This is a genomic window from Hallella absiana (assembly GCF_025457485.1).
GTDB lineage: Bacteria > Bacteroidota > Bacteroidia > Bacteroidales > Bacteroidaceae > Prevotella > Prevotella absiana.
Genome location: NZ_JAMXSP010000003.1, coordinates 94,566 through 120,283 on the forward strand (window position 1 = coordinate 94,566; position 25,718 = coordinate 120,283).

Annotated in this window: 21 protein-coding genes; 13 read left to right on the forward strand and 8 right to left on the reverse strand. The window is 51.5% G+C overall.

The genetic code is table 11. The features are described from left to right. Positions 1-18: 18 nt before the first annotated feature. Complete coding sequence (locus NG346_RS02410) at positions 19-1,866, reverse strand: DUF4954 family protein (RefSeq protein ID WP_262288250.1); 1,848 nt, start codon at positions 1,864-1,866, stop codon at positions 19-21. A 72-nt stretch (positions 1,867-1,938) separates the two neighbouring features. Further along, entirely contained in the window at positions 1,939-3,192 is a 1,254-nt protein-coding gene (gene hflX, locus NG346_RS02415; RefSeq protein WP_262288251.1) for a GTPase HflX, read from the reverse strand. 256 nt (positions 3,193-3,448) lie between these two features. Between hflX and NG346_RS02420 the strand changes: the two genes are divergently transcribed. From NG346_RS02420 to rodA, 7 genes are all read left to right on the forward strand, one after another. Continuing rightward, the gene (locus NG346_RS02420) at positions 3,449-4,948 is read left to right on the forward strand and encodes a xylulokinase (protein ID WP_262288252.1); all 1,500 of its coding nucleotides are present in this window, start codon (positions 3,449-3,451) and stop codon (positions 4,946-4,948) included. 277 nt (positions 4,949-5,225) lie between these two features. Continuing rightward, positions 5,226-5,822 (forward strand): IMP cyclohydrolase, encoded by a 597-nt coding sequence (locus tag NG346_RS02425; protein ID WP_154532504.1) that lies wholly within the window; start codon positions 5,226-5,228, stop codon positions 5,820-5,822. A gap of 25 nt (positions 5,823-5,847) precedes the next feature. Continuing rightward, positions 5,848-6,870, forward strand: a complete 1,023-nt coding sequence (locus NG346_RS02430) for a rod shape-determining protein (protein WP_154532502.1) — start codon at positions 5,848-5,850, stop codon at positions 6,868-6,870. Positions 6,871-6,879: 9 nt separating this feature from the next. After that, positions 6,880-7,746: a rod shape-determining protein MreC gene (mreC, locus tag NG346_RS02435; RefSeq protein ID WP_262279399.1), complete on the forward strand. Its 867-nt coding sequence runs from the start codon at positions 6,880-6,882 to the stop codon at positions 7,744-7,746. 2 nt (positions 7,747-7,748) lie between these two features. Beyond that, a complete protein-coding gene (gene mreD, locus NG346_RS02440) occupies positions 7,749-8,252 on the forward strand; it encodes a rod shape-determining protein MreD (RefSeq protein WP_262288253.1) in 504 nt (167 codons plus the stop codon). A 39-nt stretch (positions 8,253-8,291) separates the two neighbouring features. Next, positions 8,292-10,142: a penicillin-binding transpeptidase domain-containing protein gene (locus NG346_RS02445; protein WP_262279397.1), complete on the forward strand. Its 1,851-nt coding sequence runs from the start codon at positions 8,292-8,294 to the stop codon at positions 10,140-10,142. Further along, positions 10,123-11,592, forward strand: a complete 1,470-nt coding sequence (gene rodA / locus NG346_RS02450; protein ID WP_154532494.1) for a rod shape-determining protein RodA — start codon at positions 10,123-10,125, stop codon at positions 11,590-11,592. The genes NG346_RS02445 and rodA overlap by 20 nt, the downstream gene beginning before the upstream one ends. A 231-nt stretch (positions 11,593-11,823) precedes the next feature. Here the strand turns inward: rodA and NG346_RS02455 are convergent, their stop codons facing one another. The 6 genes from NG346_RS02455 to NG346_RS02480 form a co-directional block, all read right to left on the reverse strand. Further along, a complete protein-coding gene (locus tag NG346_RS02455) occupies positions 11,824-12,540 on the reverse strand; it encodes a hypothetical protein (protein WP_262279396.1) in 717 nt (238 codons plus the stop codon). A 28-nt stretch (positions 12,541-12,568) separates the two neighbouring features. Beyond that, positions 12,569-13,072 carry a gliding motility lipoprotein GldH gene (locus tag NG346_RS02460; protein ID WP_262279395.1) on the reverse strand — a complete coding sequence of 168 codons (504 nt, stop codon included), beginning with the start codon at positions 13,070-13,072 and terminating at the stop codon, positions 12,569-12,571. 5 nt (positions 13,073-13,077) lie between these two features. Then, positions 13,078-14,421, reverse strand: coding sequence for a PSP1 domain-containing protein (locus NG346_RS02465; RefSeq protein WP_262279394.1), 1,344 nt, complete (start codon positions 14,419-14,421; stop codon positions 13,078-13,080). Positions 14,422-14,424: 3 nt separating this feature from the next. After that, on the reverse strand, positions 14,425-15,570 hold the full coding sequence (locus NG346_RS02470; RefSeq protein WP_154532486.1) for a DNA polymerase III subunit: 1,146 nt from the start codon (positions 15,568-15,570) through the stop codon (positions 14,425-14,427). Next, positions 15,570-16,526, reverse strand: a complete 957-nt coding sequence (locus tag NG346_RS02475) for a methylenetetrahydrofolate reductase (protein WP_154532484.1) — start codon at positions 16,524-16,526, stop codon at positions 15,570-15,572. Before NG346_RS02475 ends, NG346_RS02470 begins: the two co-directional genes overlap by 1 nt. A 101-nt stretch (positions 16,527-16,627) precedes the next feature. Beyond that, on the reverse strand, positions 16,628-17,377 hold the full coding sequence (locus tag NG346_RS02480) for an HAD family hydrolase (protein ID WP_262279393.1): 750 nt from the start codon (positions 17,375-17,377) through the stop codon (positions 16,628-16,630). Between the two features lie 176 nt (positions 17,378-17,553). On the opposite strand from NG346_RS02480, the gene NG346_RS02485 reads away from it, so the two are divergent. From NG346_RS02485 to NG346_RS14495, 6 genes are all read left to right on the forward strand, one after another. Next, positions 17,554-19,623, forward strand: a complete 2,070-nt coding sequence (locus tag NG346_RS02485) for a TonB-dependent receptor plug domain-containing protein (RefSeq protein ID WP_262279392.1) — start codon at positions 17,554-17,556, stop codon at positions 19,621-19,623. 218 nt (positions 19,624-19,841) lie between these two features. Continuing rightward, on the forward strand, positions 19,842-21,914 hold the full coding sequence (locus tag NG346_RS02490; RefSeq protein ID WP_262279391.1) for a glycoside hydrolase family 5 protein: 2,073 nt from the start codon (positions 19,842-19,844) through the stop codon (positions 21,912-21,914). Between the two features lie 167 nt (positions 21,915-22,081). Further along, entirely contained in the window at positions 22,082-22,504 is a 423-nt protein-coding gene (locus tag NG346_RS02495; protein ID WP_154532476.1) for an Hsp20/alpha crystallin family protein, read from the forward strand. Between the two features lie 567 nt (positions 22,505-23,071). After that, positions 23,072-24,082 (forward strand): hypothetical protein, encoded by a 1,011-nt coding sequence (locus NG346_RS02500; protein WP_262288254.1) that lies wholly within the window; start codon positions 23,072-23,074, stop codon positions 24,080-24,082. An 89-nt stretch (positions 24,083-24,171) separates the two neighbouring features. Beyond that, the gene (locus NG346_RS02505; protein WP_262279389.1) at positions 24,172-24,480 is read left to right on the forward strand and encodes an AAA family ATPase; all 309 of its coding nucleotides are present in this window, start codon (positions 24,172-24,174) and stop codon (positions 24,478-24,480) included. A gap of 5 nt (positions 24,481-24,485) precedes the next feature. Further along, a complete protein-coding gene (locus tag NG346_RS14495; protein ID WP_262279388.1) occupies positions 24,486-25,718 on the forward strand; it encodes an ATP-binding protein in 1,233 nt (410 codons plus the stop codon).

Below are 25,718 nucleotides of genomic sequence, written 5' to 3' on the forward strand. Positions count from 1 at the left end.
GTCTTGGCAGACTCTCCCCTACTCCTCATAGTCAGTTTCCTTGTCGAGACTGCTCAGGAAGTTGTCAAGAACAGATTGCTCAACGTCGCCCATACGGAACTCTTTCTCCGCGTCTTTCCTGATCTCACCGATCCAAGCGCGCCGGGCCTGGACATAGTCGTCGTGGATGCGAGCCGCATCCTCTAAGGTCAAAGTCGAAAGTCCGTAATAGTCGAGTATCAGCCGGTAGGTCCAAGCCCACTGATAGTCGCGATAGTGGTTGTGAATATCGTGGAAACGCTCGTTGACCTTGTCCACGGTGTCCAGCACGCCTTGCTTGATGTCGTCGACAAGCCGCTGTTCCTCTGATTCCGGCAAGAGCAAACCAGAGAGATCCGCCCAGTCGCCAAGACCTGTGTCGGCCGTCGGCGCAGCGAGTTCCGAGTCTTCTTTGAGTCTCCGCTTGATGACGGCACCCATATAGATGCGCAGCGCGACGTCGTAGTATTTGATGCCCTTTTGCAGTGAGCTGCTCTTAATGACATATTCATGGAAGTTGTAGCTCGACACATCCTCGCCGGAAGCCTGGCGCAAGTCCTCAAGGATCTTCTTGCCTTTGACGATCTCCTGCACGGTAAACGGCGAGAGCCAGTCGAAGTTGACAATGCTCAGCTGAGCGCCGGCAGGGCGCATGTCGCGCTTGGGCCACTTGCGGATGTCGCGATAGAGTCCTACTGTGGTGATGTTGCGGCCGGGCGAGAGATACATCGTGTCGCCGTAAGCAATGAGGTAGGAGAAGGGAAGGTTGCGTGTATCGGGATGATGCATGAGCTTGCCAAAGCAGACGCTGAAGGCGCCAATGGTTGCGGGCATGAGCAGATAAGCGCCACTCGCCGTCTTCGTACCACGTTCCAAAACGCCCCAGTGCATCGGTCCCATCTTGTAAGCATGGTTGGAGAAATTGGTAGCCGAACCGGCATTATAGAAACTAAACTGTGCGCCGATGAGCAGACTGCTCTTATGGTGGCTGGCGGTAAAAGGACCACAGAAGGCTGCGCAGGCCTCGCCGTTGCTCATATAGCAGTTGGCAAAAAATACGCTTGCCGAAGCCGTGAAGCCATTGCTCAGCTGACAAGCCTCACCAACAAAGCAGTCCTGCATCTTCACAGAGTTGATAATGCTGGATCCGTAGTTGATGATGGAGTTCTCACAGATGACGCCTGTACCAATATATACGTTGGCCTGTGGCGTGGAGATAATCGTACAGTCGCTCAGCCGGGAGGCACCGTTAACCTCACAGTCGTCACCGATAATGGTATTGGTAATCTCCTTGGTGTTGATGATCTTCACACGATTGCCTAAAATACCATGGTCGGGCAATGTCACTCTGATGTATTCGCGTATCATCCGCCGCAGGCTGTCCTTCAGCTCTTTGTCGTGGGCATGCTTCACCATGAAGGCAGCAGCCTGACTATTGAGGCGGTCAAAGAGCAGCACATTACCCTCGCCGACCTCGTTGAGCACGGAGATGAGATTGCCTTCGCCATAAGTGGCACCCTCGGTTGTTTCGAGAGTACTGATATTAGAGATGTAGCAGCCATCGCCAATGGTGTAGTTGTTGATGTAGTTTCCTACATTCTCTATCAGACAGTTGTCGCCGATAGTGACATTGCGCAATGTGGCATTGAAGATGCCCGTATGCTTATAGAAATCCTTCGACACTTCGATGCTGGTCTCGAAGACGCCTAACGTAATCTTGCCATAGAACATCACACGGCGCAGAAACGTAGGCTGGAAGTCTTCGTCGACCTGTATGTTGCTCCAGTCCTCAGCCCAACAGCCTTGGTCTTCAAGGATCGTGATCTCTGTATCTGACAGTGTTCTCATGCTCGTTGATCGTTTAATGTTGATTCATCTTCCATCCATCTTCCTTCCATTCTACGACTGATACACATGCCATCAATCGTCACTCATCTCAGGATAGAGAAAGTCGTTATAAGGATATTTCTGCACATGCAGCTCACGCACACGCTTATAGAGCACGTTGCGCATCTCGTCGATGTTTTGCTTCTCACGCGCTGAGATAAACAGACAATCGTCACCTAAGCGCGCCATCCACGTCTTCTTCAGATCGTCGAGTGTGCGGTTTTCCTTTGTCGGTGGGGTAAGGTCATCAGGTTCTTTCTCTACCCAGTGGTAATTGTCGATCTTGTTAAACACGATGATCGTGGGCTTGTCAGAACATCCCAGTTCCTTGAGCGTCTGGTTGACCACTTCTATCTGCTCCTCAAAGTCGGGATGAGAGATGTCAACGACGTGAACCAGCAGGTCTGCTTCACGCACCTCGTCGAGCGTAGACTTAAAGGAATCTACCAAATCGGTAGGCAGCTTGCGGATAAGCCCTACGGTGTCGGCCAGCAGAAACGGCAGGTTGCCGATGACAACCTTTCGCACAGTGGTGTCGAGAGTGGCGAAGAGCTTGTTCTCAGCAAAGACCTCACTCTTGGCCAACAAATTCATGATCGTAGACTTACCGACGTTGGTGTAGCCCACAAGAGCCACACGGATGAGCCGTCCACGGTTTTTGCGCTGTGTAGTCTTTTGCTTGTCGATCTCTTCCAACCGCTTTTTCAGCAAGCTCATACGGTTGAGGATAATTCGGCGGTCCATCTCGAGCTGGGTCTCACCCGGTCCACGCAGTCCCACTGAGCCTTTTCCACCACCGGAACCGGAGCCACCGCCCTGACGTTCCAAGTGAGTCCACAGTCGCTGCAGACGTGGCAGCATATAACGGTATTGCGCCAGCTCCACCTGCGTCTTTGCGTTGGCGGTCTGCGCGCGCATGGCGAAAATGTCAAGAATCAACGACGTACGGTCGAGAATCTTCACGTGCAGTTCGTTTTCTATATTGCGGATCTGCTTCGCACTGAGCTCATCATCAAAGATGACCATACCGATCTCACGGTCGTTCTCTTCCTCTTCGTGGATATATTGCTTGATTTCTTCGAGCTTGCCCTTCCCCACATAGCTGACAGCACTCGGTCCACCCACACGCTGCGTAAAGCGCTTCACGGTGACAGCACCGGCTGTGTCGGCGAGAAATTCCAGTTCGTCGAGATATTCCTTGGTCTTTGCCTCATCCTGCTGGGGGGTGATAAGTCCCACCAAGACAGCAGTCTCAGCCTTTACCTCAGAAATTACAAATTCCTTCATATTATAATATAATGTGTATACGTTAGTGCAAATGTACGCTATTTCCACCACATCTGCAAATTTTATAAGTAAAAATAGAATTGAGAAAAGGCTATTGTATCAAATTCTTCATCATTTGTTTCTTTTATCACTGCAGCAAGGTTAAAAGGACAAAAAATCGTTTGTAACTGAATTGAAATCGTTATCTTTGCACACATAAAACGAGTCAAATACACAAGGCCGAAGCATCTCCGGTCTATAATAACCAACCTGAATCATGAGCAAACAATATCTTTTAGGATTCGACGTAGGCTCCAGCAGCGTGAAAGCATCACTTGTCGACGCTGAGACAGGAGCAATGGCTGCCACAGCCTTCTTCCCTGAACACGAAGCTCCCATCAAGGCTGTCAAGCCGGGATGGGCAGAACAAAACCCACAGATGTGGTGGGACAATGCCAAACTGGCTTTACAGAAGATCATGGCTGAGACAGGTGCAAAAGGAGAAGACATCAAAGCTATCGGTATCTCTTATCAGATGCATGGTCTCGTGGTCGTGGACAAAGAACTCAAGCCGCTGCGCGATGCTATCATCTGGTGCGACTCCCGTGCCGTTCCCTATGGAGAACGTGCCTTCAACGACCTCGGAAATGATTACTGCCTCCAGCATCTGCTCAACTCTCCCGGCAACTTCACGGCAGCCAAACTGGCGTGGGTGAAGGACAACGAACCGGATGTCTTTGACCATATCTATAAGATCATGTTGCCCGGAGACTATATCGCCATGCGTCTCAGCGGCGAGCCAAACACCACTATCGGCGGACTGAGTGAGGGTATCCTTTGGGACTTCGTGGAGAAGAAACCTTCCGAGAAACTGATGGATTACTTTGGCTTCCCTCACGACATCCTGCCTGACATTGTCCCGACCTTTGCCGTACAGAGTCAAGTCTGTGAATCGGCAGCGAAAGAACTTGGTCTGATGGCCGGCACGCCAATCAGCTATCGTGGTGGCGATCAGCCCAACAACGCGCTGAGTCTCAACGTTCTCCAACCGGGAGAGATTGCCTCTACCGCAGGAACCTCCGGCGTCGTCTATGGCGTATTGGGAGAAATCGGCTACGACAAGAAATCAAGAGTGAACACTTTTGCCCACGTCAACTATACACCAGAGCAGACTCGCCTCGGCGTCTTGCTTTGCATCAATGGCACCGGCATTCTCAATGCATGGGTACGACGCAATATTGCACCAGAGGGAATGAGCTATCAGGACATGAACGCCATGGCTGACACTGTGCCCATCGGCAGCGACGGGCTCTCTATCATTCCTTTCGGCAATGGTGCCGAGCGTGTCTTGGAGAACAAGGAGATCGGTTGCTCTGTCCATGGATTGAACTTCAATACCCACACTCGTGCCCATCTCATGCGTGCCGCACAGGAAGGTATTGTCTTCTCATTCTGCTATGGTATGGAGATCATGCGGCAGATGGGCATGAAAATCAACAAGATCCATGCTGGGCGTGCCAATATGTTCCTCAACCCAATGTTCCGCGACACACTCGCCTCCACCAGTGGCGCAACCATCGAACTCTATGAAACCGACGGCAGTATGGGTGCGGCGAAAGGTGCCGGTATCGGCTGCGGTTTATATAAGAGCGCGGAGGAGGCATTCGCGTCGCTCAAGAAACTGGCTGTTATCGAGCCGGATGAAAAGCATGAATCTGAGTATCTCGACGCTTACGCAAGATGGAAGGATGTGCTCGGACGCGCTAAGAACGCATAGACCTTCCTGTCAAGACATAGAGCGGATCATGTTTTAAAGCATAGGTAAAGATGGCGTAAAGCTATCCTCTGCCATGAAGATGACATACATCTGACTATCATTATCATATCGGTCGGGAGATTTGTCGCAGCCCCTTGAGCAAGGCAAATCTCCCAACTTTGCTTTTGCTATCATCAGCCTTTTAACGTTTTCTAATTGTAATTTCTCGTTAAAAGCCATATGATTTACTCAAAAATTAGTAACTTTGCACATCCAATATTTTAACGTACGGAATAATATGGCTGAAACAAAAGAAATTAAGACTGCGCTTATCTCCGTTTTCCATAAGGATGGACTGGAGGATATCCTTGCTAAGCTTCATGAGCAAGGGGTGAAATTCCTTAGCACAGGTGGTACTCAAAAGTTCATTGAAGGCTTGGGCTACCCATGCCAGAAGGTGGAAGACGTGACTACATATCCGTCTATCTTGGGCGGTCGCGTCAAGACATTGCATCCGAAGATCTTTGGTGGCATCCTTGCACGTCGCGATAATACCGGAGATCAGGAGCAGATGAAGGAATACGATATACCTGCCATCGACTTGGTCATTGTGGATCTCTATCCTTTTGAGCAGACTGTCGCCAGCGGAGCTTCCGAGCAGGACATCATCGAGAAGATCGACATCGGCGGCATCTCTCTCATCCGTGCCGGTGCAAAGAACTTCAAAGATGTGGTCATTGTGCCCAGTAAAGCAGAATATCCGTTGCTCCTTGACATCCTCAACAAGAAAGGCGCAAAGACAGATATCGAAGACCGCAAGATGTTTGCAGAGCATGCTTTCGGTGTGAGCAGCCATTACGACACGGCTATTCATAACTGGTTTGCAAAGAAATAATCATTCAAGAATCAATAAATAAGAAATGGGATTCTTTTCATTCATTCAGGAAATCGCCATGGATCTTGGCACCGCCAACACCATTATCATCAGTGATGATAAGATTGTTGTTGACGAGCCATCGGTAGTGGCTCTTGACCGTCGCACTGACAAGATGATCGCCGTCGGTGAGAAGGCTAAGATGATGTACGAAAAAACACACGACAACATACGCACGATCCGCCCACTCCGTGACGGTGTGATCGCTGACTTCACAGCTTGCGAGCAGATGATGCGTGGCTTGATCAAGATGGTACACACAGGCTCCCGTCTGTTCTCGCCGTCTTTGCGCATGGTCATCGGCGTACCTTCCGGTTCCACAGAAGTGGAGCTTCGTGCTGTCCGCGACTCTGCTGAGCATGCCGACGGACGTGATGTCTACCTGATCTTCGAGCCAATGGCAGCCGCTATCGGCATTGGTATTGACGTGGAAGCACCGGAAGGCAACATGATTGTCGACATAGGCGGTGGCTCTACCGAGATCGCCGTGATCTCCCTTGGCGGCATTGTGAGCAACAACTCCATCCGTATTGCTGGTGATGACCTTACGGCCGATATCCAGGAGTACATGAGTCGCCAGCACAACGTAAAGGTTTCCGAGCGCATGGCAGAACGTATCAAGATCCATGTAGGCTCTGCTCTGACCGACTTAGGCGACGAGGCTCCCGAGGACTATATCGTGCACGGACCAAATCGTATCACCGCCCTGCCGATGGAAGTCCCCGTCTGCTACCAGGAAATCGCACACTGCCTGGACAAGACAGTTGCCAAGATCGAGAATGCAGTGCTCTCTGCTTTGGAGTCCACTCCACCGGAGCTCTATGCCGACATCGTCAAGAATGGCATCTATCTCACAGGCGGCGGTGCTTTGCTGCGCGGTCTTGACAAGCGCCTGCAAGACAAGATCAACATTCCATTCCATATTGCCGACGACCCACTGCACAGTGTGGCCAAAGGTGCAGGTATTGCCCTGAAGAACGTCAACAGATTCTCATTCTTGATGAGATAAAAGTTATCCATGCGCAACTTAGTAGAATTTCTTGCCAAACATAATCACTGGTTTGTCTTTTTAATTCTGGAAGTGTTCAGCCTGATACTGTTGTTTCAATACAACAGCTATCAAGGCAGCGTATGGTTTTCTACGGCAAACGCAGCAGCGGGAAAGCTGCTCAGTTGGGAAGCTGACGTAGAGTCTTTCCTCTCCATGTCCAAAGCCAACCAAGAGCTCACCCAGCGCAACCTCTATCTCGAGCAGCAGGTGAAGACCTTGTCAAAGCAGCTTACCGATGCTACCAAAGACTCCAATTGGGTACGTCGCAATCAGCTTGACATATTAAAAGGCTATCACCTCATCCCTGCTCAAGTCGTGAGCAACTCCATCGACCGCCACGATAACCTTATCACCATTGACAAAGGTAGTCTCGACGGTGTAAAGAAGGACATGGGCGTAGCCTGTGGAACAGGTGTGGTGGGTATTGTCTATTTAGTGTCGCCCCACTATTCCGTCGTCATCCCGGCGTTGAATACCGAGTCAAACATCAGTTGCCAGATCAGAGGGCGTGGCTATTTTGGCTATCTGCGTTGGTTTGGAGGCAACAGCAAGTTGGCCTACGTTGAGGACGTGCCGCGCCATGCACGCTTCCGACTGTATGAATGGGTAGAGACAAGTGGCTATTCCTCTGTCTTCCCCCCAGGCATTGCCGTAGGAAAGATACTCCATGTCTACAACTCTCCAGACGGTATTTCCTACCGTCTGCAAGTGGAATTGTCGACAGACTTTGGCAAGTTGCGTGATGTCTGCGTCATTGACAACAAGCCTGTATTGGAAAGACTTGACGCACTGCGTGCCGCACAAGACTCGTTGAAACCGAAAGAAGACAAATAGAAATGAACATAGACTTTCTGAAAAGGCTGTTGCTTTTTGTTGTGCTATTGCTCGTACAGGTGCTTGTGCTCAACCACATCCATCTGTTCGACTATGCTACGCCATTGTTATATATCTATTTTGTCATCAGCTTCAACCGCAACTATCCCAAATGGGCCATACTGGTGTGGAGTTTTCTCTTAGGTTTAAGCATCGACATCTTTGCCAACACTCCTGGAGTGGCGGCGGCGTCGATGACTCTGCTTGGACTGCTTCAGCCGTATGTGCTGGAGCTTTTCATGCAACGTGACAGCGACGAGGCACTGCAGCCAGCTATCTTTACCATGGGAATGCCTAAGTACGTCTACTTCTCATTGATCCTGACGTTTATCTACTGTATAGTGTTCTTCACGGTGGAGATGTTCTCATTCTTCAACTGGGGTCAGTGGATTTTGTGTATCATCACCAGCACAGCTCTCTCTGCTGTGCTCATCCTTGTAGTGGATAATTTGCGCAAGAAGGCTTAAACTACGCGATGGCGAGTGAAGCCCGGAAGGACTGTAGGTATGAAAGATTATAACCTGGAAAATCGGAAACTGGTCATTGGCGGTATTGCTATCGTCATAGTGGCCATTTATATCTTGCGATTGTTCACAATTCAGCTTCTGAGCGATGACTATCGCAAGAGTGCCGACTCCAATGCATTCCTCAAGCAGGTGGAGTTTCCCTCTCGTGGTGTCATCCGCGACCGCAATGGTAAGCTGTTGGTCTATAACCAGCCGGCGTACGACATCATGGTCGTGATGAACGAAGAGAAGGGTCATCTCGACACTTTGGACTTTTGTGAGACCTTGGGTATCACAAAGGACTATTTCATCAAACGCATGAACGATATCAAGGACCGCAATAAGAATCCAGGCTATTCGCGGTTCACTCAGCAGTTGTTCATGAGCCAGATCGACGACAAAGACTTCAGCGTCTTTCAGGAGAAGATGTTCCGCTTTCCAGGCTTCTCCATCCAGCGTCGTACCATCCGTCAATACGAATATCCCTATGGTGCCCACGTCTTAGGCGATGTCGGTGAGGTTTCTCAAGCCGACATAGACGAGGATTCTTATTATCAGCCCGGCGACTACATCGGAAAATTGGGCGTTGAGCATAGCTACGAAAAGGATCTCCGTGGTGAGAAAGGCGTGAAGATTCTTCTCCGTGATGCCCATGGACGTATCCAGGGAAAATACCAACATGGCAAATACGACCGTCGTCCTGTAGCCGGAAAAGACCTTACGCTGGGTTTGGACATCCGTCTTCAGGCACTTGGCGAACGTATGCTGGAAGGCAAGATCGGTGCTATTGTCGCCATCGAACCGAGCACCGGGCAGGTGCTATGCATGGTTTCCTCTCCTTCCTACGACCCACGTCTGCTGGAGGGAAAGCTCCGCAACAAATACCATCGAGCTCTTTCGAAAAACGTATGGAAGCCTTTGCTCAACCGTGCCATCATGGGACAATACCCTCCAGGCTCTACGTTTAAGACCGCTCAAGGCCTGACATTTCTTACTGAAGGCATTATCAACACTCATACACAATACCCCTGTCACCATGGTTTCTCGTACAAGGGCTTGCATGTAGGTTGTCATGGACACCCCTCGCCCTTGGCGATCATTCCTGCCATCAGCACGTCTTGTAACGGCTTCTTCTGTTGGGGACTCTATCACATGTTTGCCAACAGAATGAAATACCCCAAGGTGCAGATAGCCATGAACACATGGCGTGACTACATGGTCAGCATGGGCTTCGGCTATAAGTTGGGCATAGACCTGCCGGGTGAGAAGCGAGGGCTCATTCCTAATGCCGCCTTCTACGACAAAGCCTACCATGGTTCTTGGAATGGCTTGACCGTCATCAGTATCGCTATCGGTCAGGGTGAGGTCAACCTCACACCGTTGCAGATTGCCAATCTCGCCTCGACGATTGCCAACCGCGGCTATTATTATATCCCCCACGTCGTGAAAGATGTCAAAGGTGGAAGCATCGACAAGAAATATTATCAGCGTCATTACACCAAAGCCGCCCCTTGGGCTTACAACGTTATCGTCGCCGGTATGCGTTCGTCAGCCATGGGTGGAACGTGTAAACACTTCTCCACACTCAACTTCCCTGCTTGTGGTAAGACAGGAACAGCCCAAAACCGTGGACAAGACCACTCGGTGTGTATGGCCTTCGCCCCTATGGACAAGCCGAAGATCGCTTTGGCCGTGTATGTGGAGAATGGTGGTTTCGGTGCTGACTTTGCCGTACCTATGGCCACTGTGTTGATGGATCAATATATCAATGGCAAACTCTCTCCGGCCCGCGCCCGCGAAGCCGACGAGTTGCAGAAACGTAGAATCGCTTATGGCTCAAGAAACAGATAAACAACCCGGAATACTCCGGAGTCTCGACTGGTGGACGATTGGCATCTACCTGGCACTGTTGGTCTTCGGTTGGATCAGCGTCTGTGGTGCGAGCTACACCTATGGCGAGACCGACATCTTCAGTCTGAGTACCCGCTCGGGTATGCAGGTAGTATGGATAGGAACGTCATTGATGCTGGGCTTTATCATTCTCATGCTCGATGATCGTTTCTACGACACGTTTGCCTACGTCATCTACGGACTGTTCATGGTACTGCTCTTCTTGACCATCTTCAATCCCCATGAGATCAAGGGCTCACGATCGTGGCTGGTATTGGGGCCGTTGCGACTACAGCCGGCAGAGTTCGCGAAGTTTGCCACAGCGTTGGCGTTAGCCAAACTGATGAGCACGTACGGCTTCACCATGCATCAGCTCAAGCACTTCATGGCAGCCTGTGCATTGGTTTTCCTGCCTGTGCTGCTCATCATCGGACAGCGTGAGACGGGTTCAGCATTGGTCTATCTGTCTTTCTTTCTGATGTTTTATCGCGAAGGCATGCCTGGCAGCATTCTCTTCACAGGCGTTGCTATGGTCGTATACTTTGTCGTAGGTATCAAATACGAGCAAGTGTTCTTATGGGACACGCCGACTTCTGTCGGTAAATTTGTCGTGTTGTTGTTGGTGCAGATTTTCTCCGCGGGCATGATCTACGTCTATTGTCATGACCGCGACAAAGCACTGCGTATCATCGGCATCAGCCTTGGCGTGACCCTTCTTTCGCTGCTTTTCTCCGAGTTTGTCATTCGCTTCGACATTGTCTGGATCCAGCTCTGCATCTGTGCCGCGCTGATAGGCTACCTCACCTTCCAAGGTTTGTCGACACGACTCATCAACTACATGCTCACAGCCTTGTTTGCGGTGGGTTCCATCATCTTTTTCTATAGTGCCGACTACGTGCTCAACGATGTCATGGAGCCTCATCAACGCGTACGTATCAACGTGCTCTTAGGTCTTGACGAGGACCTTGCGGGTGCCGGATACAATGTCCATCAGAGTGAGATTGCCATCGGATCAGGCGGACTGCAAGGTAAGGGTTTCCTCAACGGCACACAGACCAAACTGAAATTTGTACCGGAACAGGACACCGACTTCATCTTTTGCACCGTGGGAGAAGAGGAAGGCTTCCTCGGCTCAGCCGGCGTTTTACTGCTCTTTCTGGCATTGATTCTTCGACTCATACACCTTGCCGAGCGACAACCATTTAAATTTGGGCGCGTCTACGGTTACTGTGTGCTCAGCGTCTTTCTCTTCCATGTGTTCATCAATGTGGGCATGGTGTTGGGACTGACACCTGTGATCGGCATCCCGCTACCTTTCTTCAGCTATGGTGGCTCGTCATTGTGGGGCTTCACCATCCTGCTGTTCATCTTCCTACGCATTGATGCCGGCAGAAACCTTGTGAGGACATAAAGCCATCAGATGGCTGACCCTCATATATATAATAAGGTGTAGTCTATATTACGAATGCCGAGTCTCCTATATATATAATAAGGTGTAGTAGATCCGGTATCAACAGAATGCAACAACAGAAAACGCTCAAAACGATTCACTCTACAAGAGAATTCGTTTTGAGCGTTTTCTTTTTTATGTTTTCAAGACAGAAGCTATCATAGCGATAGCCCGATGCAAGACCAGCAATGATCAGAAGCAATACGTGAAAGAGGCAAATAACGAAAATGTCTTGTCGTAGCTCTCGTGTCCATAGTAGCGTTTGCCCTGATAATACATATTGTTGCGACAATAGGCGATGTTATAGTTGGAAATGCTCCATCCCAAAGAGATGAGCGACTGATCAGCGCGGACAGAGATTGCCGACTTTACCCGCCAGAACTTCCATCTTCCGCCACGGTTTTTCAATGTAAAACTGTCATAGACGATATCGTTACCATCCACGAACTTAATTTTTGAGTAATACACCTTGTCATTGCGTGGGAAGGACAGCACCAAACCAGGGTCGCAGCGCAGCAACAAGCCCCAGCTGTGCCGTTTATTCATCCATAAGGTTGGTGTACGGAACGAGAGCATGGGATGGATATTGAACTTGACGATGCGGTCGGGATCATAGTCGTCATCGTCTCCGGCTTCGATCAGCGGCCGGTTGCCGTAGTCGTCGTCGAGTTCCAGACCTATGCCAATACCGACGTAGTTCAGCGGATACCATTGATAATCTAATTCGTATGCTACACTGGTTTCCTCACTCGTGTTCAGTCCCACTTGCAGGCTGGCTGCCTGCTTGGGCAACCGCCCCATCTCCTTCGCTTCCACTTGTGCCAAAGAGTCCACGTTGATCGCATGGGAAGCAAACGGCAACAACAGACCGGCAGCAAGGCAAGTGCTACGCAAGAAATAGCTCCTCATCACTCAAATCCAACCTTCAATTTTTTCGTTACTTCATCATCCGCCTCATGCTGATACCGATATCAGAGAGTCCCGGCAGGATCTCACGCTTCATAATATGGCGCACGGTGATATGCAACGAGTCGCCCTGCTGCAGTTTCATGGCAGAGACATGGTAGTGATATTGGTAGAAGATGATGCCCCGACCTTTTACCTTTCCGTTGTCATCGCGGAGCGAGCAGTTGATCGTGTCGTTTTTCACCATCAAAGGTTGGATATCTTGTTCTTTCTTGCCGGCATCATCGGGATGGTATACAGCCTGACTAACCACCATGGTGACGCTCAGGAAAGGATACATATTGTTCATGCGTAGTCCCAAATCGGTAGCATACCAACCGGAATCACGCAGTGCCGCTACGTCGTAGCTGAGCACATCGGCCTTGTCCCAACCCGAGATGGGCACATTTTGATAGTGGTCATAGACTTGGTTGCCCGTACAACAGCAGCAGAGCATCACCAAGGCCCATACACCCCAAAACAAAAAACGTCTCATGACTATCATTCGTTTGTAGAAGGAGCCGTGGGCTGAGCATTTGTCTTATTCCCATTATCCTTCTTCGGTTCTTTTGCCTGCTCACGTTGTGGCTGAGCATTGGCGGAACCGGCCTTCGGCTTATCATTTCCGGCAGCCGGAGTCTTTTCGGCTTTCGGTTTCCGATTTCTGTTGTCCGGCCGGTTAGTGCGTGGGGCTTTCGGTTGCTTTCCATTGCCTTGCTCACCGGCGGCAGCCTGCTTGTCGGCCTTATTTTTATTGTTTTTCCGTTTCTTTTTCTTTGCCTTGTCAAAGCGGCTGATGTCCGTGTCGGCGAGGAGGTCTATCGGTTTCTTCACGGCTTTTGCCTTGTTATCCTCCTGCAGCGACAACGGCTTTTCGCCCTTCTTGTTCATCGCAATGATCTCGCGGGCGCGTTCTGCCGTGATCGTCTCGAGGTTGGCAGCCAAGTTTTTGTCAGTAGAATACTGGCACATCCCGGCAAGGATATCCGTTTTGAAGAGATGATACTCGCCGTCGGCAGTTTCCAGCACGGCATCTTTCGGTGGCAACTTCTTTCCGGCCTCGATATATTCGTCCACCTCGTAGTTGAGACAGCATTTGAGCTTAGCGCACATACCTGCCAATTTCTGCGGATTGAGCGAGATGTCTTGGAAGCGGGCGGCGTTTGTCGACACGCTGGAGAAGTTCTTCATCCACGTGGCACAGCAGAGCTCGCGGCCGCAGGGACCCGTTCCACCGATACGTCCCGCCTCCTGGCGTGCGCCGATCTGCTTCATCTCTATGCGCACATGAAACGTTTCTGCCAGCACCTTGATGAGTTTTCGGAAGTCCACGCGCTCATCGGCGATATAGTAGAAGATGGCCTTGTTGCCGTCGCCCTGGTATTCCACGTCGCCGATTTTCATTTGCAGTCCCAAATCCTTGGCGATCTGCCGGCTCTGAATCATCGTGCCGTGCTCACGGCTCTTGGCCTCCTTATATTTATCCATATCCACTGGTTTGGCGATGCGGTATATGCGTCGGATCTCGTCAGCAGATTTCAGGTTGGCTTTCTTCAGTTGCAGCTTCACCAACCGTCCCGTCAGTGTCACCACGCCGATGTCGTGACCGGGATTCGCCTCCACGGCCACGATGTCGCCTTTCTGCAAATCCAAATTATTCACATTGTGGTAGTAACCTTTGCGGGTATTCTTGAACTGCACCTCTACCAAGTCTGTCGACTCAGCATTGCCCGGCACGTCGGCCAGCCAATCATAGGTGTTGAGTTGTTTGTCCTGCCGGCTGACGCCACGGCAACACAGACCACGGTCGCATCCGGTACATATATGATCATTACAGTTTGTCATGAACTATCTTCTTAATAATATTATCATTTTCATCGCCAAATCGAAGAATACGATCTTGGCGTTGGCGTTTTGTCCAATATTTCTGTGTGCAAGTTGCAAAAGCTCGCCCATCTCCACGACATTGCGCTCGTTGATGAAGCGTGCAAAGTTTTGTGCGAAATGTTCCTCCTCCGACGTCATATAGTTGAGATCGGGCTGCCGGAAATTAAACATAAAGTTTTCACGGACGAGATAGAGGAAGTAGACGAGCATGCGCCGCTGTTTTTCACGTCCGAAGGTGGCGACGGCCTCACTCCAACTTTTCAGTTCTCTCAAGTCACGCGTATAGGCTTTTCTCATCAGCATAACGAAGAGATCGAAGAACTGTCGGTTTTCGTTTCCGGCATCCAGTTCCTGCAGAGCCTGCAGCCAACTGCCCATTGCCGAGCGTGCCACACGGTGTGCAGTGTCCTCGTCGAGTCCACGCCGCGCCACCAAAGCCTGCTCGATATCCTCGTCCGCTATGCGATGCACGTCGAAACGCTGCACGCGACTGCGTATCGTCTCCAGCAGTCGTTCCGGCTCTTCGCTCACCAGTAGGAAGACCGTCTTCTGTGGTGGCTCCTCCAAAAGCTTCAGCATCTTGTTGGCGCACGTCAGATTCATACGTTCCGGCAACCATATCACGCTGACCTTATAGCCGCCCTGTGTAGGTTTGAGATACAACCGATGGCTCAGAGCGTCGCTCTCAGCCTCGAAGATTACGGCCTGCTGGTTCTCGGCACCCATCATCGTCATCCATTGTTCCATGGTGAAGTAAGGTCCTTTTGCCAGCATTTCGTGCCACTGCTTCGCAAAGTCGTCGCATATCATCTTATGGTCGCTGCCGGTGCCCTTTGGCTTGATGATCGGGAAAGAGAAGTGGAGATCGGGATGCTGCCATTTGGCCAGCATTGCCACGGCATTGCGCCGCATGGCCTCGTTGTCCACCATCGACTTGCCATTCCACGGCTCGCCCAAGAGAAAAGAGGCAAAGGCAAGCGCCAAAGCGAACTTGCCGGATCCTTGTGGCCCGACAAACATCAAGGCATGCGGGATGCGGTTTTCATCCACGAGCTGCATGAGTCTTTGCCATGCCTCCTGCTGTCCTATCACCTCAGTGCTCTGCATCACATCAACTGTTGAGCCACCTCCACGACGCTGTCCACGGCAGACACGGTGTAGAAATGGATATCCTTGACACCGGCGGCAAAGAGCTCGCGGCACTGGTTGACCGTCCACTCGATGCCCAAAGCCCGTGCATCGTCGTCGGTCTTGCACTTCACGGCCTCAGCGGCAAGCTCTTGCGGCATGTCGCAATGAAACGTCTTGGGCACCATCGTGATCTGCGAGCACTTGGCAAAAGGCTTGATGCCCGGCACGATGGGGATGGTGATGCCCATGGCACGCGCCCGCTTCACAAAGTCGAAATACTTGCGGTTGTCATAAAAGAGCTGTGTGACGGCATAGTCCGCGCCCATGTCCTGCTTCTGTTTCAAGTAGGCCATGTCCATGTCGATGTTGGGTGCTTCCTCGTGCTTCTCGGGATAGGCGGCCACACCATAGTGGAAAGGATCGCCGGGATGCTTGATCGGCGTGCCGTCAACGAAAAATCCCTCATTGAAGCGGTTGACCTGTTCTATAAGCTGTGTCGTGTGGGCATAGCCGCCGGGCACTGGTTTGAAGGTCTTGTCGTCCTTGGCCTTGTCACCGCGCAACAGTAGCACATTGTTGATATCCAGGAATTGCAGGTCGATCAGTTCATACTCGATGTCTTCCGCCGTGGCTCCGCTGCAGATGACATGCGGGATGACCATCACGCCGTAGCGTTTCTGTATAGCGGCCGCGATGGCGATGGTACCCGGACGGCGGCGGATGCGCTGTCGCTCATAGTGTCCGCCTTCGAGTTCACGATAGACATATTCGCTGTGGTGGGTGGTGATATTGACATACAGCGGTTTCATCTCGCACATCTTGTCGAGATTGCGGAACAATGCTCCCGTGCCGTTTCCCTTCAGAGGAGGCAGCACCTCTATGGAGAAGCCGTTGGGGCGGCTGCTGTCGTTAAGAATATCTATGACGTTCATATCTTGTCAGAAATAGCTGGCGATTCTAATTTTTTGGCTACAAAGATAACAAAAAAAAAGCGCATCAGCAAATAATATATAGAATTAGCCCCTCATTATTCTTAAATAGCAAGCAACGAGGGCAACTCGCTGATACTTTGCAACCGTTTCAGCCTCGGATGCTCGTATTCCTCCACCACTTCGTGTTGCCACACTTTGTCGAAAGGTATATGCACGGCATAGCCGCCCAACTGCAAGACGGGCGCAATGTCGCTCTTAAAAGAGTTGCCCACCATCAACAGTCGGCTCACGTCGGTGTCAAACATGTCGCAAAGTCGCTGATACTCGTGGCGCGTCTTGTCCGATACGACGATCACGTCATCAAAAAACTCGCGCAAGCCTGAGTGGATCACCTTGTTTTGCTGGTCAAGCAGCTCGCCTTTGGTGAAGACGACCAACCGGAAGCGGCCGCTCTGTCGCAGTGCTCTCAGCGTGTCCACAACTCCGGGCAGCGGCGTTGCGGGCAAAGTGAGCAACGACTTACCGAGCTGCTCCACTTCGAGCAGTCTTTGTGCCGTGATCTGTCCTTTGCTGAAGCTGACGGCATTCTCGATCAGTGACAGCGTGAAGGCTTTGCAGCCATAGCCGAGCAGGGGCATGTTGGCGGTCTCTGTCTCAAACAGCGCCGCCGACACCTGCTCTGCCGTGCCGTAGGGTGAGAGCAAACGGCAGTAGGCCTTCTCTACGGCTTCAAAATGCCCCTGGTTGTCCCACAACGTATCATCGGCGTCGAAGGCGATCAGACCGACCGGCTGCGCCCAACCTGTCGTAGAGTTCTTGCCTTCGCTTCTGTTCAGAATATGATTTTTCATCCTTCAACATCATATGTTTAAGAATGGCAAAGGTAACGATAAATCTGTTATCTGCCAAACGATAGCCTGTCAATCCGAGCAAATTGAGAAGATGATTTCTTTTAGCTTTCACATTTTTTTATTACTTTTGCACTCGTTTTGCCAAGTTGGCGAGACTTAATGACAATTATTTTTTTATGTTCAAAACAGTTTTCAACAAGCAGCGCCCCATGAAGTTTACGCATTTCTCGCGTAAGCCTTACGCGCTCTTTGCTTGTCTGGGACGCGAGGTGTTAGTGGGCACGCTTTCCGTGGCCACGCTGACCTATGCCAAGGCAGAAGGCATCAGCACCGACGTGGACAAGGCCAATCCCGACTCCCTCATCCGGCAGGGTGAGACGCTCGGCGAGGTCGACATCACGGCAACACGCGCTCCGCTGGCACAAAGCCGACAAGCCAGAATGGTGACTGTACTGAACCGCGAGGAGATCCAGGCGGCGCCGGTACAGAGTGTAAACGATTTGCTGAAATACGCCGTTGGCGTGGATGTCAGACAGCGGGGAGCCATCGGTGCTCAGACCGACGTGAGTATCCGGGGCGGCAACGACGAGCAGATCACCTTGTTACTCAATGGCATCAACATCTGTGACCCGCAGACTGGGCACAACGCCTTTGACTTCCCCGTAGACATCAGCGACATCGAGCGCATCGAGGTGCTCGAAGGTCCCGCAGGGCGCGTCTACGGCACTTCTTCCCTGTTAGGTGCTATCAACATCGTCACGCGCAAACCCAACGCAACATCCATCGACGCGCATGTAGAGGGCGGCAGCTATGGCTACCTCAGCCTTGGCGCAAGGGGCGCATGGGGCGGCAGCCGATGGGGACAGTCGCTTTCGGGCACGTTCACACGAAGCGACGGATACACCCGCAACAAAGCCGGACAGCTCAACACGGACTACAGCACGGCCAAGGGCTTCTACCAAGGACAGTATCTCGACGACAACGTGCGCGTCAACTGGCACGCCGGCGCTTCGGCCAAGAACTTTGGCTCCTCGACATTCTATTCACCAAAGTTCGACAATCAGTTTGAACATACTTTCAAGACTTTCACGGCTCTGCAGGCTGAGACACGGCAGGGTGCTGTGCATCTCAAGCCTTCTATCTACTGGAACCATCAGTACGACCGCTTTGAGCTCCTGCGTGGCGACGAGTCGAAGGTGCCGTTCAACTATCACCGCACCGACATCTATGGCGCGAACATCAATGCATGGTTTGACTGGACACTCGGCCGTACGGCGCTCGGCGCCGAACTGCGCAACGAAGATCTGGTAAGCACCAACCTCGGCAACGCGCTCAGCCACAGCCGACACATCCATGGCTCCTCCCGCGACTATGTCAAAGGACTCAACCGCACCAACGTGCAGTTTGTTCTGGAGCACAACGTGGTGACTGGCCCGCTGACGGTGTCGGCGGGACTCGTAGCGGCTAAGAACAGTGGGGCCGATATGAACATGCGGGTCTATCCCGGCATCGACGCCAGCGTACGGCTCGGCAAGGGTTGGAGTCTCTTTGCCTCGTACAACAGCTCGTTGCGCATGCCGTCGTTTACCGAACTCTTCTATTCGGTCGGTGGCCACAAGGCTGACCCGAATCTCAAACCCGAGGAGCTGCGGGCTGTAGAAGGCGGACTGCGCTATGCCGCTGACGGCATCTCGGCTAAGGCCAGCGTCTTCCACAACCATTATACTCACCTCATCGACTGGATCGACGACGGCACGAAAGACGACGACGGCTATGTGGTGTGGAAATCGGTCAACTACGGCAAGATCAACGCCCTCGGCGTGGAGGCCATGACAGAATTCGATTTCCGCAAGTTGCTGCCTGAGCAGCATGTGCTGCGTCGACTCAACGTGAGCTACTGCTTTATCAACCAAGACCAGCACGCGGGTGAGGGCATCCACAGCCTCTATGCATTGGAATATCTTAAAAGCAAGGTGGTCACCACGCTGGGACTGAACCTCTGGCGACAGCTGACGCTCGACGTCAGTTACCGCTTCCAGCACCGCAAGGGTCACTACAACGATCTGCAGGGCGAACTCCACAGCTATGGCAGCTACGGCATCCTCGACGCGAACCTTGCCTGGACGGCTCCGCACTACACCGTCTACCTCAAAGGCAACAACCTCCTCGACCGCGACTATGTCGATGTCGGCAATGTGCCGCAACCCGGCACGTGGGTCATGGGTGGCGTGAGCATCAAATGGTAAGCTGTCTCCTCCTTTCCTTCTGGCAGAGGTCGCCTTGCGGCCTCTGCCTTTCTTGTCTTCCCATGTTCGTCCCTCAGTTCTGTTCGTTTGCTTACAAGCAAACGCGCCCCCTTGTCTCCCCCCTATGTAACCTCCGCTAAACTTTTCGTAACCTCCCGCAAACCCTGTTTGCCAACTATTCTCTACCTTTGCAACCGATAATCCTAAACAAATCAATAATGAAATTACGAAAAACTTTCCTTTCCTTGCTGGCTTGCCTGACCACGCTCTGCGCTCACGCTTCCTCCATCTACGCTGTACCCTTGCCAACCTTGCATGTCGAGGGCCGCTATCTGTGCGATGCCCATGGCAACCGCGTCACGCTCCACGGTGTGATGGACACGCCGAGTCCCTACTTCAACGGCTGGAGATGGACTAAGTGGGTACCCGAGTTGACCGATGCTCACGTACAGCCTTGCCTTGACTACTTCGAGAAGATCTACACCGCCATGACCGACAACGACCAAGGCGCTTACTGCGACGTCTTCCGTCTGCACCTCGATCCTTGCTGGACCAACGACCCGTCGAAGAAGTCCTCCGGTGAGAACGACATCTCAGCCTTCAGCAAAGACCGCTTCAACCACTTCCTCGACAAGCTCTACATCCCCCTGATGCAAAAGGCCATGAACCACGGCATGTATGTCGTCGTGCGGCCGCCGGGCGTCTGCCCCAAGGAGATCAAGGTTGGAGATGACTATCAGAAATATCTGCTCTACGTCTGGGACGTGGTCAGCAAGAATCCCATCGTCAAGGCCAACGCCGGCGCCATCTCGATAGAACTCGCCAACGAGCCCGTCAAACTCTACGACGCCCAAGGCAAGGAAACGGCCGAGGCGATGCACGACTTCTTCCAGCCCATCGTCGACAAGATACGCGCCAACGGATTCACGGGCATCATCTGGGTGCCGGGAACCAGTTGGCAGGCCAACTACCGCGGCTATGCTTCCCATCCCATCGAGGGCGAGAACATCGGATATGCCGTGCACGACTACGTCGCATGGTATGGTGCTGATGACAATAACTACGATGCGCAGAAATACATACAGTCCTTCACTGAGGCTGTGCCCGTGGTGATGACCAATCCTGTTATTATCACGGAGGTGGACTGGAGCCCTGAGAAGGAAGGCACCGGACACTATAATGAGCACGGAGAATACGTCAAGTCGAATTGGGGCACCTGGGCCACGGGATCCACATCGAAGTGGGGCTCTGCCTTTAAAGCTCTCATGGACCACTACGACAACATCTCCATGACGCTCTCCAGCACTGCCTGCTATCTCGACATCGACAAATATATCAACAGCGGTACCGTGGCACCGGACTTCGACGGCAATCCCGAGACCTGCGCCGGTGCCTGCTGGCAGTGGTACAAGGACTGGGCGGAGGTGAACCGCGCATGGCCCGACGACGACAACACGCACGTGCCCGATCCCCAAAAGACCACGATCACCGGTCTGCAACCCGTCGGCGACCTCGACATGATGGCCGGACAAGCACAGCTCGCCGAATTGAAAGCCACCTTTCAGGACGGCCACACAGAGGATGTCTCCTCGTTGGCAACCTACGAGGTCAGCGATCCGGAAAACGTCAAAGTCGTCAACGGACAGATCCTGGCCAAAGGACAGGGCAAGGCCCAAGTCACCGCCAAGGTCAAAGACGCCTTTGGCAACAGCTACACCACGAGTTTCAACGTCCGCTCAAGTTTCTTCCCGCTCAGCAAGAACTACGTGAAGGTGGTCTGGGAACAAAACGGTAGCTCATACGACGAAACGACCCATACGTTCGTCAACGGACAGTACGGACAGACAGGATGGACTTACAGCGACGGCGTAGACCTCAGTGCTTACAAATACCTCGTGGTGAAACTCAAAGAGCCCGACAACAACAGCGCCAAAATCTTCATTTATCCACAGAACAACATCTGGGCGAAAAACAACTATGAGCAAGCCTTCGACAACCGCACGCAGATCGTCGTTCCGCTGCACACGATGAAGAGCCAGCAAACAGGAAGCGCCATCGACCCCTCGAAAATCTACATCGTTGCACTGTGGTCCTTGGGCGGCACGCCAATCACCATCGACGACATCTACGTGACCAACAACAACGATTATTCGCCCATGACAGGTATTTCTGCTCCCAGTGTCGGCAGCCGAGCCTCCAACAGTCTCATCTTCGGTCTCAACGGCGCACGCATTCAGCACCCCGCAAAACATCAGATCGTCATCCAAAAAGGAAAGAAAGTCATCTACTAAACCATCTTTTTGCAGAGAAACATAGGAAATGGCGACAATATGTCATACAGAACTGACGGATTGTCGCTTTCTTTGTGTAGGTATGGATATTGTATTTACAAGGGCAAAGAAAAAAAACATTAGAGTTTAATCACAATTTAGAAACAATATCATTAGGAGGTTTTCATATGTTATATCCAGTATTCCACTACACAATGCTCGACAACGCACTTAACGAGTTCTTAAACAACAACCGCGCAGCCCACGTGCAAACCACCACTCCGGCCATCAACGTCAAGGAGAACCAAGCTGGTTACGAGATTGAGCTGGCCGCTCCGGGCATGACCAAGGACGACTTCCACGTCAGCGTCGACAAGGATGGAGTGCTCAACATCAAGATGGAGCATAAGGATGAAAAACAGCAGGAGAACGGCACTGTGCGCTATCTGCGCCGTGAGTTCTCATACGCCAACTTTGAGCAGCGTCTGCAACTGCCCGACGACGTCGACCGCGACAAGATCATCGCAAGAGTAGAGGACGGTGTGCTCCGCATCGGTCTGCCACGTAAGACAGAGAAAGAGGAGATCACCAAAAACATTGAGGTGGCATAACAATTAGATAATAGGAAACTGTCAAGTAAAACGACATTTTTCCGCCAACGAGAAGGCGAAATTTGAAATCAAGGGTGTCCTTGGCTCCAAATTTCGCCTTTTTGCGTGATTTTCGCATTGCTTTACAAAAATCTGTATAACTTTTTATCTATCAGACAATTACCTATTCTTTTTCATCATATTTTCTTTCTCTTTCCTCCATTTTTGCACCTTAATAAGGGTAAAAATCCATTTTTTACATGTCATTCAACCGAGATGTGCCGATAAAAACACTGAGATGAGGAAAAATTCTCTAGAGAATTTTTGGTCAGCTCGGCGTTTTCACTCACTCAAACTACCTTTTTATCATCAAAAACAGCAAAGATGACAAAGTCATCTCCGTTTTCATATAAAATGGTCTCTCTAGATTGCAACTCCGCCGTGACGTAATTTTGTCGTAAAAAATGACGATTTTATTTAATGAGCGACAAACACTCCCGATTAAAATCACCATATTTGGGTATGCCTCATTTGTGCTACTATCCACAACAATGTTGTAACTTTGCACTCGTAAAACATGATGTCGAAATGCATAAACTCAGATTTCTCTTCAGCGCGCTGTGTCTCTTGGCTTGCAGCGCAAACATGTTGGCACAGGACAGCACCGCACAGCAGCGGCTCACGGGCTATGTGATGACCGAGATGAACTATGGTCACCGACATGGTCAGGAGCATCCCACACTCACCGACTTCCCCCACATACTCGCCAACGCCACGTTGACCTTGGGCAAAGGCTGGTCGGCTGTAGCTGAAGTGGAATATGAGCGCTTTCACTCCGAAGGAGCGTGGGCAAACAACTTCTGCGATAACTACACAACCAACAAACTCTATATCAACAAGCAATGGAGTGAGGCACTGAACGTCAAAGCCGGTATCATCGACATCCCCGTGGGTACTACCAACGCCGGCGGTCCAGCCCTGACCATCTACGACCCGCTCAGCGAGAGCACGCTCATGCCGATGACGTGGCACGAGGGTGGTGCCGCCGTCTGGGGTAGACACGGCAATGTTCACTATGAGGTGGGTGCGTATGTCTACCCTTCCGCCCCTTTGAAGCATTCCCGTCTGCTCGGTGCCGCCACGCGCGTGGGTATCGAACCTCTCAATGGCCTCGACCTGAGCCTCTCCGCCTTCTATGGCAGTGCTAAGGAGGGCATGGACCAGCGCGACAATCCAAACCTCATAGAATATGACCATGCCTTCCACGCGGCCTTCGACTTCGCCTATCTCGCCAACGGATGGACCATCGACGGACAGCTCATCGCCAGCAACGCCCACAACAACAAGGCGGCGGGACTGGAAGCCGGCTACGATCTTGCCACCACCCTGGGCCTCCCCTCCTTCTCGATCATCCCTTTTGCGCGCTACGACGGCTACTTCCATGTCGACAACGTCTTCTGCAACAAATGGACGGCAGGCCTCAACACATCCCTGCCTCTCGGATTCACCCTGAAAGCAGAAGCAGCGTGGATGAACCCTTCCAACGCCAAGCACTCCACGATGGCCGACATCAGCATAGGGTGGCAGCATGAGTTCTAAGAAGGAAGGAAAAAATGTCATAAAGAGGGAATTTCTCATTATTTTTTTTGTATCTTTGCAACAGATAGAATGCTATAAAATCAGAGTCTATGAACAGATACCCTTTAGGCATACAGACCTTCGAGGAAATACGCAAGAACAATCAGTATTACGTAGATAAGACCGATCTTATCTATAACTTTGTCAAAGGCTCGCAGAACAACATCCTGAGCCGTCCCCGTCGTTTTGGCAAGTCGCTGCTTGTCACGACGATGCAGGCTTATTTCGAGGGAAAGAAAGATTTGTTCAAAGGACTCGCCATCGAGAAGTTGGAGAAGGAATGGGTGAAATATCCGGTCATACATCTCGATTTAAGTCGCGGAAAGTACTATGAAATTCAAGTGTTCATTCTACCTTAAACGCCGTGCTTGGTTTCTATGAAGCAAAACTCGGCATAACGGTAGCCGAAGGTAGGACTTACGGCACCCGCCTGGATGAGATTATCCAAACGACAGCTGCCCAGACCGGACAGAAAGTCGTCGTCCTCATCGACGGATACGACGCGCCCATGCTCGACAGCAACGCCAAGCCGGAACTGCAGGAACAGATTCGCAGTATCATGCGCGACTTCTTCAGTCCCTTAAAGGCCAACGAGGGACTGCTGCGCTTTGTCTTCCTCACCGGCATCACGAAGTTCTCGCAGCTCAGCATCTTCAGCGAACTGAACAACATCAAGAACTACAGTCTTGACGATGAGTTCGGAGCCATCTGTGGCTTTACACAGGAGGAGATCCTCAGCACCTTCCACGAAGGCATCCATGAAATGGCCAAAGCCAACGACCTCACCACCGAGCAAACGGTCGCCAAGATGAAAGAACAGTATGACGGCTATCGCTTCACGCCACACTGCCCCAATATCTACAATCCCTATAGTGTGCTTAATGCGCTACATGACAAGAAGTTCAGCAACTACTGGTTTGCCACGGGCACGCCTACTTTCCTGTTGGAACTTCTGATCAAGAACGATATCGAAATGCCACAGTTGGAAGGGATCGTTGCCACAGAAGACCAGTTCGATTCCCCGACAGATAATATTGGCAACCCCATTCCCGTATTGTATCAAAGCGGCTATCTGACCATTAAAGATTACGATGAAGGCATCTATACGTTAGGCTATCCCAACGAGGAGGTACGGATGGGGCTGAACAGAAGTATGCTAAACTATATCGCTCCGCAATATGGGTTGAAGACGACGGCTTTTGCTGCCCAGTTCAGAGCAGCCATGCGCAAGGACGACATCGACACGGCCATGAAAGTACTACAGTCGTTCCTTGCTGCCTTTCCTTATGACATTCACCACAATCGAGAAGATTATTTCCAGGCCATCCTCTTCACAATATTCATTACCTTAGGCTTCACCATTCATGCTGAAGTGAAAACGGCAAGGGGCAGAATTGATCTCCTCATTTCAACTAAGACCACGATCTTCGTCATGGAACTGAAGATTGACCAAAGTGCGGAGAAAGCCCTGGAGCAGATCGACGCCAAAGACTATATCCTGCCCTACAAGTACGACGGCCGCCGCATCTTCAAGGTCGGCGTCAACTTCTCTACGGAGAAGCGCACCGTGGATGAATGGAAATACGAGGAAGCATAA